Genomic DNA, 16275 nt, shown 5'->3' on the forward strand with positions numbered 1-16275 from the left:
GTGTCGCCGCAGAGCGAAAGCTGGCGGACGGTGTCCGCCCTGCGCTTCGCGCGAGTCCGGCTCCTAGAACAGCATCGACGCCATGCGTCGGCGATAGCGGCCGACCAGCTCGGCATCGTCGAGAGTGGCAAAGGCGGCGAGCAGGCGCTTCTTGCCCTGACCATCGTTCCAGTCGCGTGCTTTCTGCAGGATCAGCAGGAACTGGTCCAGTCCACCGGCGGCATCGCCTTCCAGCAGCAGCCGCACGCCAAGCTGATCGTGCGCTTCCCAGTCTTCGGCATTGGCCTGCACCCGTTCCTGCAGCTGGGCCAGAGCAGGCGCGTCTTTCAGGGAACGGGCGAGGTCGAGTTCGCTGCGCAAACGCACGGCGCGCGCATCGGTGGCAAGATTGGCGGGCAGCGCACCCAGCTCTGCCTCCGCCGCTTCAATCTGGCCGTTTTGCATCAGCGCCAAAGCAAGGTCCAGCTTCAGGCCGGGCTTTTCCGGTTCGGCTGCGATGGCTTGCTGCAGCCGGTTCACCGCTTCCGCAGGAGCTTCCGGGGCTACTGGCGCATCGTCCGCAGCGGCCGGCGCTTCCAGCGGCTGCACATGGCGCAGCAGGAATTCGCGCAACTGGCCTTCGGGCAGGGCGCCGGAAAAGCCGTCCAACACCTGACCGTCCTTGACCAGCATCACGGTGGGGATGCTCTTGATGCCGAACATGCCGGCCAGCTCCTGCTGGCTGTCCACGTCGACCTTGCCCAGACGGAATGCGCCATTGAATTCGGCCGCGAGCTTTTCCAGCATCGGCCCGAGTGTCTTGCACGGCTCGCACCAGGTGGCCCAGAAGTCGACCAGGATCGGGGTGGTCAGCGAGGCCTGCAGCACTTCGGCTTCGAAAGTCTGCTGGTTCACGTCGAAAACATGGGAAACGGTAGCGGCATCAGACACGGGAAACTCCAGCTCGGCGGATGTCGTTTCAGATCAGGGTTCCGACCCAGCATATCAAGCAGCGCGTTCACGCCAGATTTGCGAGAATCCCCGGATTGTCACGCCGAAGCAAGGCACCCAGTGCATGAGCAAGCGCTCACCCGAAACGCTGTTGATCTGCGAGCACTGCGACACGGTTTACCGTCGGCGCGTGCTGGAGCGTGGAGAGGTGGCCCGCTGCGAGCTGTGCGCGGCGGAGCTCGAGCGTCACCACGTGCTGAGCGTGAATGCGATGCTGGCCTTGATCCTGACGGCCGGGATCGTGTTCGTGCAGGCCAACATGTGGCCGATCGTCACGCTGGGCCTGGGTGGCCAGCACAGCAGTACCACCTTGTGGGGCGTGATCATCGCGATGTGGCGCGAGCACTCCCAGGTGGTGTCGGTGCTGGTGGCCACCACGCTGTTCTTCTTTCCGTTGCTGAAGATGACCATGCTTGGCTGGCTGCTGTGGTTCGCGCGCTCCGGCCGTCGGGCACCGGGCTTCGTCCCGCTGATGGTGGCATTGCATCGCCTGGGTCCGTGGACGATGAGCGAGGTGTTCGTGATGGGCGCGCTGGTGGCGATCGTCAAGGCACACGCCTATTTCGAGGTCGCCGCCGATCCGGGCATCTACGCCTACGCCGTGCTGACTCTGCTGATCACCATTTTCGCCGGCGTGGACTTGCGCCAACTGTGGGATGAGGATCTGGAGGTGGCGGCATGAGCACCCTGCCACGCGCCAGCGAGCTCGGCCTGATCGCGTGCACGGTATGCGGGCTGGTCTGCCGCAACGTGCCCGGCGACGCGCAGCTGGACGGCGATGGCGTTGACGATGCCATGGCGTGCCCGCGCTGCGGTTCGGTGCTGCACCGACGCAAGCCGAACAGCTACGCCCGGACCTGGGCATTGCTGATCGCCGCGTTCCTCATGTACGTCCCGGCCAACGTGCTGCCGATCATGCGCACGGCCAGCCTCAACGACGTGGACGACAACACCATCATCAGCGGCGTGGTGGAGTTGTGGCGCGCCGGTTCGCCGAATCTGGCGATTATCGTGTTCACCGCCAGCATCGTGGTGCCGGTACTCAAATTCCTGGCGCTGGGCACCTTGCTGGTCAGCAGCCAGCAGGGCAGCGCCTGGGCACGGCCGCAGCGTGCGAAGCTGTATCGGCTGGTCGAGTTGATCGGTTACTGGTCGATGCTGGACGTTTTCGTGGTGGCATTGTTGACTGCGCTGGTGCGCTTCAGCGTGTTGAGCCGGGTGGAGCCATTGCCCGGCGTGATTTTCTTCGGCCTGACCGTGGTACTGACCATGTTCGCCTCGATGAGTTTTGACCCCCGCCTGATCTGGGACGGCAAGGATTCAGATGACTGACGAAACGCAAACCGGGGCGAACCCGCCAAACGATCCGGCTGACGATGCCGCCTTGCCGCGCCCCGTGGTGAAGCGGCGGCGTTTCAACGCGTCGCTGATCTGGCTGATTCCCGTGCTGGCGGCGGTGGTCGGGCTGTCGCTGGTGATCAGCAACTGGCTGCAAGCCGGCCCGCAGGTCGTGATCAGCTTCCAGAGCGCCGAAGGCCTGGATGCCGGCAAGACCCCGGTGAAATACAAGAACGTGGTGATCGGCCGGGTCAACAAGATCCATCTCAGTGGCGATCGCAGCCACGTGCTGGTCAACGTGGCGCTGGAGAAGAGTGCCGAAGGTTTTGCCACCAAGGACACCCGGTTCTGGGTGGTGCGTCCGCGTATCGGGCTGGGTGGCGTGTCCGGCATCGACACCTTGCTGTCCGGCGCGTTCATCGGTGCCGATGTCGGCAATTCGAAGGAATACCAGGACGAGTTCAAGGGGCTGGAAATTCCTCCGCCGGTGACCCACGGCGCGCCGGGACGAAGCTTCACCCTGCGCAGTGACGATCTTGGTTCGCTGGATATCGGCTCGCCGGTCTATTACCGGCGCATCCAGGTCGGCCGGGTGGTGTCGTATCAACTGGACAAGGACGGCAAGGGCGTGTCGCTGCAGATTTTCGTTGATGGCCCGAACGACAAGTTCGTCACCCGTTCCTCGCGTTTCTGGAATGCCAGCGGCGTGGATGTGTCGCTGGGCGCGAACGGGCTCACCCTCAACACGCAGTCGCTGGCCACCGTGCTTGCCGGCGGCGTCGCGTTCCAGGATCCGCCGGGCCCGCATGACGGTACGCCGGCGCAGGAAGACGACGCCTTCAAATTGTTCGGCGATCAGTCCACCGCCATGGCGCCGCCGGACGGTACGCCGCACTACATCCGCATGCGCTTCGAGCAGTCCGTGCGCGGGCTGGCTGTGGATGCGCCCGTGGAATTCCTCGGTATCAACATCGGCAAGGTGGTGTCGGTGCGGCTGGACTATGACGAGCAGAAGCAGCGCTTCCCGGTGCTGGTCGGGGCGTTGGTCTATCCGCAGCGACTGGGTGCCGCTTATGACAAGCTCGAGGCGCTGGCCAAGGCGAATGGCGAGAATCCGGACCTGTCACAGATGATCGGGCGCCTGGTCGGGCATGGCCTGCGTGCGCAGGCGCGCACCGGCAACCTGCTCACCGGACAGTTGTACGTGGCGCTGGATTTCGTGCCCAAGACCCCGAAGGTGGCGTTTGATCCCAGCGAGAAACCTCTGACCATCCCGACCGTGCCGGGCAGTTTCGACAAGCTGCAGGAACAAATGGCCGAGATCGTCGACAAGATCGACAAGATTCCGTTCGACAGCATCGGGCACAATCTCGACCAGACCCTGGCCGGCCTCAACGCCACGATCAGGCAGGTAAACGGCCAGACGCTGCCCGCCGTCAAGGACACCTTGCATGGCGTGCAGCAGACGATGGGTTCGGCGAATGACGCGCTGGCCAGCGACTCGCCGCTGCAGCAGAACCTGGGGGCGACGCTGGAACAAGTGCAGCGCATGGCCCGTTCGTTGCGCGTGCTGACCGATTATCTGGGCGGGCACCCGGAATCCCTGATCCGCGGCCGACGCCCGGATGCCGCGCCGGAACCATCGAACATCACCACGCCGGCCCCGCTGCCGGCGCAAGGGAGCAAGCCATGATTCGTCGCGCAGCAAGGGTTTCCGCCATGGTGGTGATGGGGGCGCTGTTGACGGCCTGTGCCTCCGCACCGCTGCATTACTACACGCTGGTCGCTCCGGCGGATGTTTCGGCCAGCGGCATGGCCGCAACCGATGCGCGAGCGCTGCCGTTCGAAGTGCTGCCCGTCGGCATTCCGGCCCAGGTTGACCAGCCGCAACTGGTGGTGCGGGAGGGCGCCCAGGGCATGGCCGTACTCGGCAGTGAACGCTGGATCGCGCCGCTGGGTGACGAAGTGCGCAGTGCCTTGTCGGCCGATCTGGCGCGCGAACTGCACAGTCAGGACGTCAGCGGCTTGCCGGCCAATGACAAGCCGGTGCTGCGGATCAAGCTGGATGTGCGCCGGTTCGAATCGCAACCCGGCGGACAGGCGCTGATCGAGGGTGCCTGGAGCGTGCGTTTGCTGCACGGCGCCGCTGCAGCCACGTTGGCGTGCACCAGCCAGGTCAGCGAGCCGGTGGGGCCGGGCTATCCGGCGCTGGTGCAGGGGCACCAGCGTGCCATCGCGCGTCTTGCCGCCCGGATCGCGGTGGCCGGGCGTGCATTGGGCGCGGGACAGGCCGCGACTTGCCCACGCGACTAGCGTTCACTGCTTGGCGACCGGCCCGTGCTGGGCTAGTCTGATCAGTTCCCTCAAGCCGGCTTTCGTCGGCTCGCAACCACCGCATACGGCAGCATGATCATGCAGGACACCCAAGCCCCGACCACTCCCGATCAGGACGAAAACGGCTATCGCCCGCAGGCCGTCGAGGCCGCCGCCCAGCATTACTGGACCGCGCAGCGCGCGTATGAAGTGGTTGAAGACGACACGCGGCCGAAGTTCTACTGCCTGTCGATGCTGCCGTATCCGTCCGGCGCGCTGCACATGGGCCACGTGCGCAACTACACCATCGGCGACGTGATCAGCCGCTACCAGCGCATGCAGGGCAAGAACGTGTTGCAGCCGATGGGCTGGGACGCGTTCGGCCTGCCCGCCGAAAACGCGGCGATCAAGAACAATACCGCGCCGGCGAAGTGGACCTACGCCAATATCGAGCACATGCGCAGCCAGCTGAAATCGCTTGGCTACGCGATCGACTGGACCCGCGAGTTCGCCACCTGCCGCCCGGAGTACTACCGCTGGGAACAGCTGATGTTCACCCGCCTGCTGAAGAAGGGCATGGCGTACCGCAAGAACGCGGTGGTGAATTGGGACCCGATCGACCAGACCGTGCTGGCCAACGAGCAGGTCGTCGACGGCCGCGGCTGGCGCTCGGGCGCGGTGGTCGAGAAGCGCGAGATTCCGCAGTGGTTCCTCAAGATCACCGATTACGCGCAGGAATTGCTGGATGGCCTGGACACGCTGCCGGGCTGGCCCGATGCGGTCAAGACCATGCAGCGCAACTGGCTCGGTCGCAGCGAAGGTCTGGAGATCCGTTTCGACGTCAATGACGACGAAACGCCGGTCGAGCCGATCAAGGTGTTCACCACCCGTCCGGACACGCTGATGGGCGTGACGTTCCTGTCGATCGCGGCCGAGCATCCGCTGGCCCAGTACGCGGCACGGTCGCGTCCGTTGCTGGCCGACTTCATCGCCGACCTGCGCCAGGGCGGGGTGTCCGAAGCGGAACTGGAAACGCAGGAAAAGCGCGGCATGGATACCGGCCTGCGCGCGGTCCATCCGATCACTGGCGAGGCATTGCCGGTGTACGTGGCGAACTTCGTGCTGATGAACTACGGCACGGGCGCGGTGATGGCAGTGCCCGGGCACGACCAGCGCGACTGGGAATTCGCCAAGCGCTACAGCCTGCCGATCAAGATGGTGGTGGTCGACCGCAGCGTGCTTGATGCGGTGCGCGAAATCGGCCATGACCTGTCCAGCGGCCTTGGCGCGGATTCGATGGGTGCGGCCCTCGGTGGCGGCCATGCCGATGCCTACGAAACCCGCTCCGCGGTGCAGTTGATCGAGGATTTCGAGCAACGCGTCATGGAGCAGTGCGCATTCACCGAACGCGGCATTCTGGTCAATTCGGGCGAGTTCGACGGGCTCGATTTCCAGCAGGCGCTGGATGCGCTGTCCACGCGTTTCGAAGCCGAAGAGCGTGGCCAGCGGCGGGTGAATTTCCGGCTGCGCGACTGGGGCGTCAGCCGCCAGCGTTACTGGGGTTGTCCGATCCCGGTGATTTACTGTCCGAAGTGCGAGGCGGTGCCGGTGCCGGAAGACCAGCTGCCGGTGGTGCTGCCCGAGGACGTGGCCTTCAGCGGCGTGCAATCGCCGATCAAGGCCGATCCGGAGTGGCGCAAGACCACCTGTCCGCAGTGCGGCGGCCCGGCAGAGCGCGAGACCGACACGTTCGACACCTTCATGGAATCGAGCTGGTACTACGCGCGTTACACCAGCCCGGGTGCCGATGCGCAGATCGACGCGCGCGCCAACTACTGGCTGCCGGTCGACCAGTACATCGGTGGCATCGAGCACGCGATCATGCACCTGCTGTATTTCCGCTTCTATCACAAGCTGTTGCGTGATGCAGGCATGGTGAACTCGGACGAGCCGGCACAAAACCTGCTGTGCCAGGGCATGGTCATCGCCGACACGTTCTACCGCGACAACGCCGACGGCTCGAAGGACTGGATCAACCCCGCCGCGGTCGAGATCCGTCGCGACGACAAGGGCCGCGTGAGTGGTGCGGTGCTGAAGGCCGATGGTCAGCCGGTGAAGATCGGCGGCACCGAGAAGATGTCCAAGTCCAAGAACAACGGCATCGATCCGCAGATCATGGTGGACAAATACGGCGCCGACACGGTGCGCCTGTTTTCGATGTTCGCCGCGCCGCCGGAGCAGTCGCTGGAATGGAGCGAGGCCGGCGTCGAAGGCATGGCCCGCTTCCTCAAGCGGTTGTGGCGCGAAGTCACCACGCATGCCGCGAATCCTGACCATCCGGTGACCGACCCGTCGGCTCTGGATGCCGGACAGAAGTCGCTGCGCCGCCAGCTGCACCAGACCATCCAGAAGGTCAGCGATGACTTCGGTCGCCGCCACGCGTTCAACACCGCCATCGCCTCGCTGATGGAGCTGCTGAATGCGCTGGGCAAGTTCAACGACCAGAGCGAGCAGGGCCGCGCGGTACGGCATGAGGCACTGGAGGCGATGGTGCTGCTGTTGAACCCGGTGGTGCCGCATGTCAGCCACGCGTTGTGGCAGGTGCTCGGTCACCCCGAAAGCGTGCTGGAAGACCAGTCGTGGCCGCAGGTGGACCAAGCCGCGCTCGTGCGCGACACGCTGACCCTCGCGGTACAGGTCAACGGCAAGTTGCGCGCTACCATCGAGGTTGCAGCCGGCGCGTCGAAGGAAGAATCCGAGGCGCTGGCGCTGGCGCAACCGCCGGTGGCCCATTTTCTGGAAGGCCTGACCGTGCGCAAGGTCATCGTGGTACCCGGCAAGATCGTCAACATCGTCGCAGGATGAAATCCATGATCTCAATGAAAGCGCCACGCCTGTTCCGTGCTTCACTGCTGCTGGTGCTCGCGGTGGCGCTGTCTGCCTGCGGATTTCATCTGCGCCAGAACGCGAACCTGCCACCACAGATGCAGCGGGTCCACCTTGCCGTCAGTGGCGGCGGCGAACTCGAGCGCCGGCTGACCCGCGCCTTGCAAACCTCCGATGTCACGGTCGAGGACAATGGCGGGCCGGGCATCGCCGAGCTTCGCGTGCCAGTGGCGGTCTTCCGCACCGAAACATTGAGTGCCGGTGGCTACGTGCAAATCAGCGAGTTTGCAGTGCGTTATCACGTCGAGTTCGAAGTGGACGACGCTGCCGGCCACGCGCTCTTGCCGCACCAACGCATCGACATGTCGCGCGAGTACAGCTACGACGCCAGCAACACCGTCGGCAATGAATCACAGGTGCAGGAACTTCAGCGCAGCCTCAACGACGACATGGTGCAGGCCATCCTGTTCCGTCTGCAGGCCGCCAGCAAACACCAGCTGGCCGAGCCGGCCAGCGCTGCCAGCACGCACTGATGCCGCTCAATCCCGGCCAATGGCAGAAGGCGCTGGCCGCTGATCACCTGCAGCCGGTGTATTTGCTGGCCGGCGAGCAACTGCTGGTGCTCGAGGCTGCCGATGCCTTGCGCGCGCAGGCGCGCCAGCTTGGCTACAGCGAGCGCGAGGTGCTTGAGGTGGGTCAGCATTTCGACTGGAACGACCTGGCCCGTTCCGGTGCCGCGATGTCGTTGTTTGCCAGTCGTCGATTGATCGATCTGCGCTTGCCCACCGGGCGCCCCGGTACCGAGGGTGCCAAGGCGATCACCGCGTTCTGTGCCGATCCACCGCCGGACGTTACCTTGCTGATCACCGCGATGGAGTGGAGCAACAAGCACGACGGTGCGTGGAGCAAGAAGCTCGACGCCAGCGCCACCATGGTCGTGTTCAACGCGCCACGACCGAACGAGTGGATCAGCTGGATCACCGCACGACTGGCCTCGCGCCGCCTGTCCGCCTCGCCGGACGCGGTGGCCCTGCTGGCCGAGCGGGTCGAGGGCAATCTGCTGGCCGCCGCGCAGGAAATCGACAAGCTCGCCGTGCTGCATGGCGAAGGGCGCATCGGCGCGGCCGACATGGAAAACCTGGTTGCGGACAGCGCCCGCTACGACGTGTTCAAGCTTACCGACGCGGCGTTCGTGGGCGACGGCGCACGCGCGCTGCGCATCCTTGCCGGGTTGCGTTCGGAGGGTGACGAGCTGCTTGCGTTGATGGGCTGGCTGGTCAATCAATTGCAGTTGGCCTTGCGCCTCGCGAATGCGCCGGATCTTGCCGCCCAGTTTCGCGCCGAACATCTGTGGCAGGCGCGCGAGAATCTTTTCCGTCAGGCCTTGCGCCGCGCCCCGCGTGAGCACTGGCTGCAGTGCCTGGCCCGTGCCTCGCGCATCGACCGCATGGTCAAGGGCCGCGAGCAGGGCAATCCATGGCAGGAGGCCGAACGGCTGATCGCCGCGCTGGCCGAACCGCGTGCTGCCCGCGCGCTCGCATGACCGCGTCTTCCCCTGCGTGCAGGGGAGGGTGAAGGGATGAACCTCTTGTCACAAACCACCAGCAAGCCCCTGGCGCTATTTGGCGGCACCTTTGATCCGGTGCACCTGGGTCATCTCAGCGTGGCGTGGGAAGCGGCCGAGTTGCTGGACGCCGACGTACGCCTGCTGCCGGCCAGCGTGCCGCCGCATCGTGCTGCGCCGGTCGCCTCGGCGGCGCAGCGCGTGGCCATCCTGCGTGCTGCGCTGCAAGACCAGTCGCGGCTCACGCTGGACACGCGCGAACTGGAGCGTGCCGGTCCGTCCTGGACCATCGACACCTTGCAAGAATTGCGCGCGGAGCAGGGCGATCGCGCGCTGGTATGGCTGGTCGGTGCCGATGCGTTTGCGAACCTCGCCACATGGCACCGCTGGCGCGAACTGTTCGACGTGGCGCATATCGGCGTGCTGAGCCGGCCCGGCGTCAGCGCCCGTCTGCCTGACGAACTGGAAGGCGAAGTGGCGGGGCGGCGCGTGGCCGATGCCGCGGACTTGCGCAAGCTGCCCGCTGGCAAGGTCATCGATTTGGCGGTCACCCCGCTGGAAATTTCCGCCACGCGCATTCGCGAACTGCTCGCCGCCGGACGTGACCCGCGCTACCTGCTGCCGGCCGGATTGTTCGATGACGATCGCTTGTTGCGTCCCTACCGCAAGCCGGTTTTGTAGACGGCGTACTCATTGCGCGGTGGTTCTTGCTTCACGGTGCCCGCTTTACGGCGTTGAAAGGCTTTGAGGTCGGGTGATTGCCCACACGCTGTTGGTTTCGCCGATGCGGCTGCGTCGCGCCGTGGCGCGTGCCAATGCAGCAAAACCGATCGCCAGCGCCAGTGCGCCGATGTCGATCGCAAACAAGGCCCCATCGCCCGCGACGGCGCTGCACCAGAACCATCCGCCGGTGGCGGATCCGTGCGCGAGTGGCACCAGTGCGGTGACGATCGCGGCCAGCCACAACAGTTCCTGCGCGGCGCGTATCGGCGCACGCCACGACGCCCACAACACGCACAGCGCCCAACTGCCAAAGCAGATCCAGCGTTCGCCCGCAGCCGCGTTCCAGCCCAGCCACGGCAGCAACTGCGCGGCGACGAAGGCCGCGGAAATCGCCACGCACACGCCGATGCAGATACCCACGGTGGCGCGCGCCATGATCAGCGAAGAGCGCCCTTGTTCGGTCTTCCGGCGTTTGCGTCGCGATTCGATCCACAGCAGGTTGCCGGAATAGAACAGGAACGCGCCGCCCAGCCCGAGCAGGAAATAGAGCCACGGCACCGCGACGTTGCCGTAGTCGCCGAAGTGCAGTGCGTACACCGCGGCCAGCGTCGCGTGATTGGCGTCGCGCGAGCCGGGCAACTGCGTGGCAAGCAAGGCGCCACTGGTGGCATCCAGCGCCACGGCACCGGCACCGAGTCCGCGTGGGCCGGCGCCGGTGATCTCGACCACGGCGTGGGCGTCGCCGGCGTGCGCGAGTTTCAGATAGCCGGGGACGAAACCGCTGACGCCCTGATCCTGCGCCACCTCGATGGATCGTGCACGCCAGCGCGCCAGCGGCAACAACGGCCGGGCGAGGTCGGCCTTCTGCACGATGGGCGCGGTGTCCATGACCGCCGCCGAGGCGGCCATCAACTTGTCGTCATAGAGCAGCGGATTCAGCGCCAGCATCAGCACGAACAGCAGCGACAGCAGCGCGCCGGTGACCGCGAACACGATATGGAACGGCAGGCTCAGCACGCCGATCACATTGTGCGCGTCCTGCCAGAAGCGCTTCAGGTTGCGCCCGGGACGCAAGGCGAACAGGTCCTTCATCAGCCGCGGCAGGTGGATCACGAAGCCGGATACCAGTGCGATGCCGTAGAGCAGGCTGACGATACCCATCAGCCAGGTGCCGGCGATCGGGATGCCCAGCGTGTAGTGCAGTTCGTTGACCAGTTCGGGCAGGCTGGCGCCGGGACGCTCGACGCTACCCGCCGGGTGGCCCGGCGTGGCAAACAACCATTGGCCCTGGCGATCCTGCCAGTAAGCGGTGGGCTCGGCCAGTTCATAACCGGGGAAGGTCATGCCCAGGTGCTCGCGGGCTTCGGGGTGTTGTGCCAGCACCTGGTCGAGCAGATGCTGGGCGTCGGCCAATGAACTAGTGGCCATCGGCTGCGCGGCCGCCCATTGCTGCAGTGGCTGATGGAACACGGTGATCGCGCCGGCATAGAACGCCACGAACAGCGCGAACCCGGCAACCAGCCCCACCCACGAGTGCAAGGTGGTGAACGTGCGCAGGGTGGCGGGCTTCAGTTTCATGCGGGCGATCTCAATGAACCCAGCCGGAGGTCTGCAGCAGCCACAGCAGAACCAGCCCCATCAGCGCCAACGCGCTCAGCCAGCTCCACGCGCACTTGCCGCTGGGGAAGCGGAACGCCGCACAGATCACGCCGACCCACAGCGGAAAGAACGCGAGCAAACCCGTCACCGTGGTCGATTGCCACGGGCCGGGCAGCAGCCAGCCGACCAGTCCGACGACGGCGGCGGCAAAGAAAAAGCCCGGCACTGCGCCGGCGCTGGCACGCGCCCACATCAATCCTTCTCCACCGTGCTGACGCCGATGAACAAGACCAGCCAGGGCTGCACGATCAGCGCCAGCATCAGGCTGACCAACATCGCGGGCAGTCCGGCCGCAAGGCCGAGCGCGCTGATCCAGAGCGCCAATGAAAGCATGGCCAGCACCAGCCCGCCGATGCGAGCCACTCGCGGGCGGCCACGCAGCGCCGACCACATGCAATGCGGCGAGGCGGCGTACCACGCGGTGGCGGAGCACGCGGCGAACACGAAAGCCAGCAGGCTGATCATGCAGGCAACTTACCAGCGGTAACGCGCGCTGGCGGTGACGGTGCGTTCGTAGCCGTAGTAGCACCAGACCGCACTGTTGCAGGCCGAAACGTAGTTCTTGTCGGTGAGGTTGCTCACATTCAATTGCAACCGCCAGCTGCCGGTCTCGTAGTGCACGGCCGCGTCGAGCAAGGTGTACGCGGGGGTCTTCCAGTCGTTGTGGATGTCGCCGTAATGCTCGCCCACGTAACGCACGCCACCGCCGAAACCGAGCCCGGACAGCGGGCCGCCGACGACGGTGTAATCGGCGCCCAGCGCAGCCTGCTGCTTCGGCAGCAAGGCGATCTGCCTGCCCAGCGAAGGCAGGTCGTTGGTCCGGGTGACTTTCGAGTTGCTGTATGTGTAGTCGCCATACACGCTGAAGTTGGCACCGAGATTCCAGCGGCCTTCCAGTTCGATGCCGCGCAGGCGGGTCTCGCCCTGTTGCACCTGGTACAGCGCGTGATTGGGGTCGATCGTCAGCGAGTTCTGCTGGGTGATCTGGTAAACGGATGCGGTGAGCAAGCCGTTGCTGCCGATCGGCTGGTATTTCAGGCCGGCTTCGTACTGGTCGCCGGTGGTGGGCTTGAACGCCTTGCCGGCAAAGTCGGTGCCCACGGTGGGCTGGAACGAATGCGACCAGGACACGTACGGCGCCAGGCCGTTGTCGAACAGATAGTTGATGCCGATGCGGCCGGAGAATGCGTCGTCGGTCTGTCCCGCAGTGCTACCGCCGATCAGGTTGTCGGTGTCGGTCTTCACGTGATCCTGGCGGCCACCCACCGTGATGCCCCATCGGCCCAGCTTGATCTGGTCTTGCAAATAGACGCCCAGTTGCGACTGCGTCTGCACGGTGTGGCTGGTGTAAGCGGGAACGGTGACCGGGCTGCCATAGACCGGATTGAACACGTCCAGCCCGGCGACGTTGAAGTCGAACGCCGAGGCATAGTCATCCCTGGCACGACGATAGTCCACGCCGGCCAGCACGACGTGTTGCACGCTGCCGCTGTCGAAGATGTACTGCAGATTGTTGTCGACGCCGACGGTTCGGGTGTGGTTCTCGTTCGGGAACAGGTAGCGCAGCAGGGTGCGGCCGTCGCCGAGCAGGCCGAACGCGCCCACGTTGCCGCCGTTGTTGTCCACGTCCGCCTTGCCGTAGCGCAGGTTCTGGTTGAATGCCAGACCATTGGCGAAGTCGTGGTGGAACTCGTAGCCGATCGAGGCGATCGACTTGTCGTAGTCGTTCTGGCCCGGTTCGCCGGTGAATCGGTTGCGCGGAATCTCGCCGTTGGGGTTCGGCAGCAAGGTGCCCGAGGCGGGCAGGAAGCCGCCGCCCGAAGCGGTGTTGGCTTTCTGGAAGTGCGACAGCACGGTCAGCGAAGTTTGGTTGCTCGGCTTCCAGGTCAGTGCCGGGGCGAGGTAATAACGATCGTCCTTAATGTGATCAACCATGGTGTCGCTGTTGCGCGCCAGGCCGGTGAGGCGATACAGCACGGTGCCCGCATCGTTCAATGGGCCGCCGAAATCGAAGGTGGCCTGGCGCAGGTCGAAGCTGCCGACCTCGACGCCCACTTCATGCAGCGGCTGCTCGGTCGGACGCTTGCTGACCATGTTGATCATGCCGCCCGGCGGCATCGCGCCGTAGACCACCGAGGAGGGACCCTTCAGCACTTCCAGCCGCTCCAGTCCGTACGGTTCGATGCGGGTGATGCCGGTGCCCGAGCCGTCCGCCAGCGCCAGCCCGTCCATGTAGCGGGCGGGGGTGAAGCCGCGCACCAGCAGCCAGTCGCTGCGCGAGTCGGGGCCGTAGCCGCCGCCCTGGGCGCCGGCGGTGTACCACACCGCTTCCTCGATGCCCTGGATGCCGCGCCGGCTCATCTGTTCATCCGTGATCACCGAGACGGACTGCGGGATCTCGATGATCGGCGTATCGGTCTTGGTCACCGAGTCGGTGTCCCTGGCGATCGGTGCGGTGACCTGCACGCCTTCGAGCGGGGTCGCCGCCTTCTGTTGCGGGTCGCTGTCGTTCGCGTGGGCAGCGACACTCGTGGCGATCAATGCGGCCAGCAACGGCAAGCCGGACAGCGCCAGGCGAATCGCGCGCGGCAGCATGGGATGGCGGCGCACGTTCGCGCTCGCATGAGGCAGGGAGGGGAGCGATGACATCGGAAGCCTTGTGGGCAGGTTGGCGGGAATCGGCTGCACGCGCCGATGCGGATCAGGAGTCGACCTGGCCGCCCTCGCGCGATGGCTGTGGTTCTGCACCGGATGACGACCGACGCGTGCCGACTGCAACGCGTACCCGGCCCGTCACCAAGTGAGAATGATTCTTATTGTAGTGATGGCCGGCTTGTCCGGCAACCGGATGGCCGCCGCTGCCCCGCGGCGCAGTGACGCGGGGCAGCGTTGCTCAGGATCCGGCCAGCTGCGCCGTGACGTCGTTGATCGAGTCGCGAATGCGCTTGCTGAATACCGAATCGTCGTGGTGGATCAGCAACAGGTGTTCGGTGGCGCGGGTCATGGCGACGTAGAGCAGGCGTGCCTCGTCGGCTTCGGTCTGGCCTTCCTTGGGCAGGCCGCCGATGCCGGGGATGATCACGAACGGAAATTCCAGTCCCTTGCTGGAGTGCATGGTGACCAGCTTGATGCTGTCCTCGACCACGAACAGGGTCTGCTTGCCGGCGTTGTCGGCGAGCCGGCTGGGGATGTCCAGCCGCTTGAGTACTTCGTGCAGCTTGTCGCCTTCCCATTGGTTGCGGTAGATCACCGCCATGTCGGAATACGGCCGGCCATGCGCGTGCTCGTCACGCAGGCGCGCGATCAGCACATCCATCTGCCCGCGGGCGGTGTCGGTACGCACCAGTTCGGGTACGGCACCGCGGCGGCCGGCGCTTTCCGGCGCGATCAGCGGCACGCCGTCGCCATCGGCCTCGTCACTGCGCGAGGCGAGCAGGTCCTGCGCGAAGACACGCGCCACCGAAAGGATTTCCAGCGTGTTGCGGTAATTGAGCTTGAGGATGGTGGTGCGGCCCTGGGCCTGCACGCCGAGGCTTTTCCAGCTGATCTTGCGGCGATTCGGGTGGCCGTAGATGTTCTGCGCGTCGTCGTACAGCACCAGCAGCGAATTGGTCTCCGGGTCGATCATCTGCACGATCAGCTTGTACCAGTCCGGCTCGAAGTCGTGGCCTTCGTCGATCAGCACCGCGCCGTACTGGGCGCGTGGAATCCGGCCGCGATCCACGCCGGCGATCACCGCCGGCGGAAGCGCTTCGACGAAAGCCTTGCCGCTGCCGGCTGGCAGCGGTTCGTTGTAGGCGACCAGCATCTTGCGGCACCACTTGTGGAAGTTGTAGACCTGCACCTTCTCGCTCAGACCGCGCTCGCCGATCAGCTGTTCCAGTCGCGCGGCAAGGACCTTGTTGTAGCAAAGCACCAGGATCGGTTTGACCAGCTCACGCGCCAGTTGCATCGCGCGGAAACCCAGGATCATCGTCTTGCCGGAGCCGGCCACGCCGTGAATGATCCGGTGCTCGCCACCGAGCGAACGCGCCAGCTGCTCCTGCTGGGCATCCATCACCTTGATCAGGTCAGGGATCTCCAGCGGCCGCACCGCGGCATCGGTGGGTCCGAACAGGCCGAACTGGCCGCTGCCGGCTTCCACCCGCAATTCGGGAAACAGGTGCCAGCGCACGCGGTCGATCTGCGGCAGGGTCAGCGCCACCGGGTACACCTGCGAAAACATCGCCCACAACCGCTCCTGGAACGCTTCGGCCTCGACCGTCTCGTACAACTCGTCGCGGCAGATCACCAGATGTTCGGGCAGCACCTCGCCCAGCGAGCCTTCGTCGAACTGCTTGCGGGTGATATTGGCCAGCACCACGCCCCAGGCCCACGGCATGATCAGCTTGCCGGCATGGCGCGAGCCTTCCGGGTGGCGCAACGCCGGATCGCGTTCCAGCACCACGCCGATTTCCAGCGCGTACGCGCGCGCCTGCAGCAGCGGACTGCTTTCCTTGATCAGGCCGCGCTCGGTGACCAGGGTGAACTGGGTGCTGTCGGCGTGGCGGATGGTGTCGGCTTTCCAGTCCTTCACCTCCAGCACCAGCAAGCCGCGGCGCGGGTGGAAAATCACGAAATCCGGATGGCGCTGCTTCAGCCCGACCGGCACGTCGTACCACAGCAGGTAGTCGTCCTCGAGCTTCTGTTCGAGCCGTTCGGAGACGCGTTTCTCGCCGCCGGTCATCCGTGGCAGGCAGCTGTTGCGGCTGGGAATGAGTGTTGCCACGAGAACCCCTGGTTGAGCTTCCCCGACGACGTTA

14 protein-coding genes are annotated in these 16275 nt (G+C 65.5%); 8 read left to right on the forward strand and 6 right to left on the reverse strand.

Annotated elements, in window-relative coordinates; genetic code table 11:
- Window positions 1–63: 63 nt before the first annotated feature.
- Window positions 64–930, reverse strand: a complete 867-nt coding sequence (gene trxA / locus ACVWWQ_RS10575) for a thioredoxin (RefSeq protein ID WP_133947537.1) — start codon at window positions 928–930, stop codon at window positions 64–66.
- 124 nt (window positions 931–1054) lie between these two features.
- Between trxA and ACVWWQ_RS10580 the strand changes: the two genes are divergently transcribed.
- The 8 genes from ACVWWQ_RS10580 to nadD all read left to right on the forward strand — a co-directional run bounded on the left by ACVWWQ_RS10580 (window position 1055) and on the right by nadD (window position 9772).
- On the forward strand, window positions 1055–1672 hold the full coding sequence (locus tag ACVWWQ_RS10580) for a paraquat-inducible protein A (protein WP_099653633.1): 618 nt from the start codon (window positions 1055–1057) through the stop codon (window positions 1670–1672).
- Window positions 1669–2322, forward strand: a complete 654-nt coding sequence (locus tag ACVWWQ_RS10585; protein WP_099653632.1) for a paraquat-inducible protein A — start codon at window positions 1669–1671, stop codon at window positions 2320–2322. Before ACVWWQ_RS10580 ends, ACVWWQ_RS10585 begins: the two co-directional genes overlap by 4 nt.
- Window positions 2315–4021 carry an MlaD family protein gene (locus tag ACVWWQ_RS10590; protein ID WP_133947535.1) on the forward strand — a complete coding sequence of 569 codons (1707 nt, stop codon included), beginning with the start codon at window positions 2315–2317 and terminating at the stop codon, window positions 4019–4021. The genes ACVWWQ_RS10585 and ACVWWQ_RS10590 overlap by 8 nt, the downstream gene beginning before the upstream one ends.
- Window positions 4018–4641, forward strand: a complete 624-nt coding sequence (locus ACVWWQ_RS10595; protein ID WP_099653630.1) for a PqiC family protein — start codon at window positions 4018–4020, stop codon at window positions 4639–4641. The genes ACVWWQ_RS10590 and ACVWWQ_RS10595 overlap by 4 nt, the downstream gene beginning before the upstream one ends.
- A 99-nt stretch (window positions 4642–4740) precedes the next feature.
- On the forward strand, window positions 4741–7506 hold the full coding sequence (gene leuS, locus ACVWWQ_RS10600; RefSeq protein WP_133947533.1) for a leucine--tRNA ligase: 2766 nt from the start codon (window positions 4741–4743) through the stop codon (window positions 7504–7506).
- Window positions 7507–7511: 5 nt separating this feature from the next.
- Window positions 7512–8060 (forward strand): LPS assembly lipoprotein LptE, encoded by a 549-nt coding sequence (locus tag ACVWWQ_RS10605; RefSeq protein ID WP_133947531.1) that lies wholly within the window; start codon window positions 7512–7514, stop codon window positions 8058–8060.
- A complete protein-coding gene (holA, locus tag ACVWWQ_RS10610; protein WP_133947529.1) occupies window positions 8060–9070 on the forward strand; it encodes a DNA polymerase III subunit delta in 1011 nt (336 codons plus the stop codon). The genes ACVWWQ_RS10605 and holA overlap by 1 nt, the downstream gene beginning before the upstream one ends.
- A gap of 36 nt (window positions 9071–9106) precedes the next feature.
- Window positions 9107–9772 (forward strand): nicotinate-nucleotide adenylyltransferase, encoded by a 666-nt coding sequence (nadD, locus tag ACVWWQ_RS10615; RefSeq protein ID WP_133947527.1) that lies wholly within the window; start codon window positions 9107–9109, stop codon window positions 9770–9772.
- A gap of 45 nt (window positions 9773–9817) precedes the next feature.
- Here nadD and ACVWWQ_RS10620 read toward each other — a convergent pair whose 3' ends face one another.
- The 5 genes from ACVWWQ_RS10620 to ACVWWQ_RS10640 all read right to left on the reverse strand — a co-directional run bounded on the left by ACVWWQ_RS10620 (window position 9818) and on the right by ACVWWQ_RS10640 (window position 16241).
- A complete protein-coding gene (locus ACVWWQ_RS10620) occupies window positions 9818–11392 on the reverse strand; it encodes a PepSY-associated TM helix domain-containing protein (RefSeq protein WP_133947525.1) in 1575 nt (524 codons plus the stop codon).
- 10 nt (window positions 11393–11402) lie between these two features.
- The gene (locus ACVWWQ_RS10625; protein WP_133947523.1) at window positions 11403–11666 is read right to left on the reverse strand and encodes a hypothetical protein; all 264 of its coding nucleotides are present in this window, start codon (window positions 11664–11666) and stop codon (window positions 11403–11405) included.
- Window positions 11666–11938, reverse strand: a complete 273-nt coding sequence (locus ACVWWQ_RS10630) for a hypothetical protein (protein ID WP_133947521.1) — start codon at window positions 11936–11938, stop codon at window positions 11666–11668. The genes ACVWWQ_RS10625 and ACVWWQ_RS10630 overlap by 1 nt, the downstream gene beginning before the upstream one ends.
- A gap of 9 nt (window positions 11939–11947) precedes the next feature.
- The gene (locus ACVWWQ_RS10635) at window positions 11948–14122 is read right to left on the reverse strand and encodes a TonB-dependent siderophore receptor (RefSeq protein WP_457383389.1); all 2175 of its coding nucleotides are present in this window, start codon (window positions 14120–14122) and stop codon (window positions 11948–11950) included.
- 244 nt (window positions 14123–14366) lie between these two features.
- Window positions 14367–16241 carry a 3'-5' exonuclease gene (locus ACVWWQ_RS10640; protein WP_208321570.1) on the reverse strand — a complete coding sequence of 625 codons (1875 nt, stop codon included), beginning with the start codon at window positions 16239–16241 and terminating at the stop codon, window positions 14367–14369.
- Window positions 16242–16275 lie beyond the last annotated feature (34 nt).

The organism is Rhodanobacter sp. TND4EL1 (assembly GCF_054061035.1).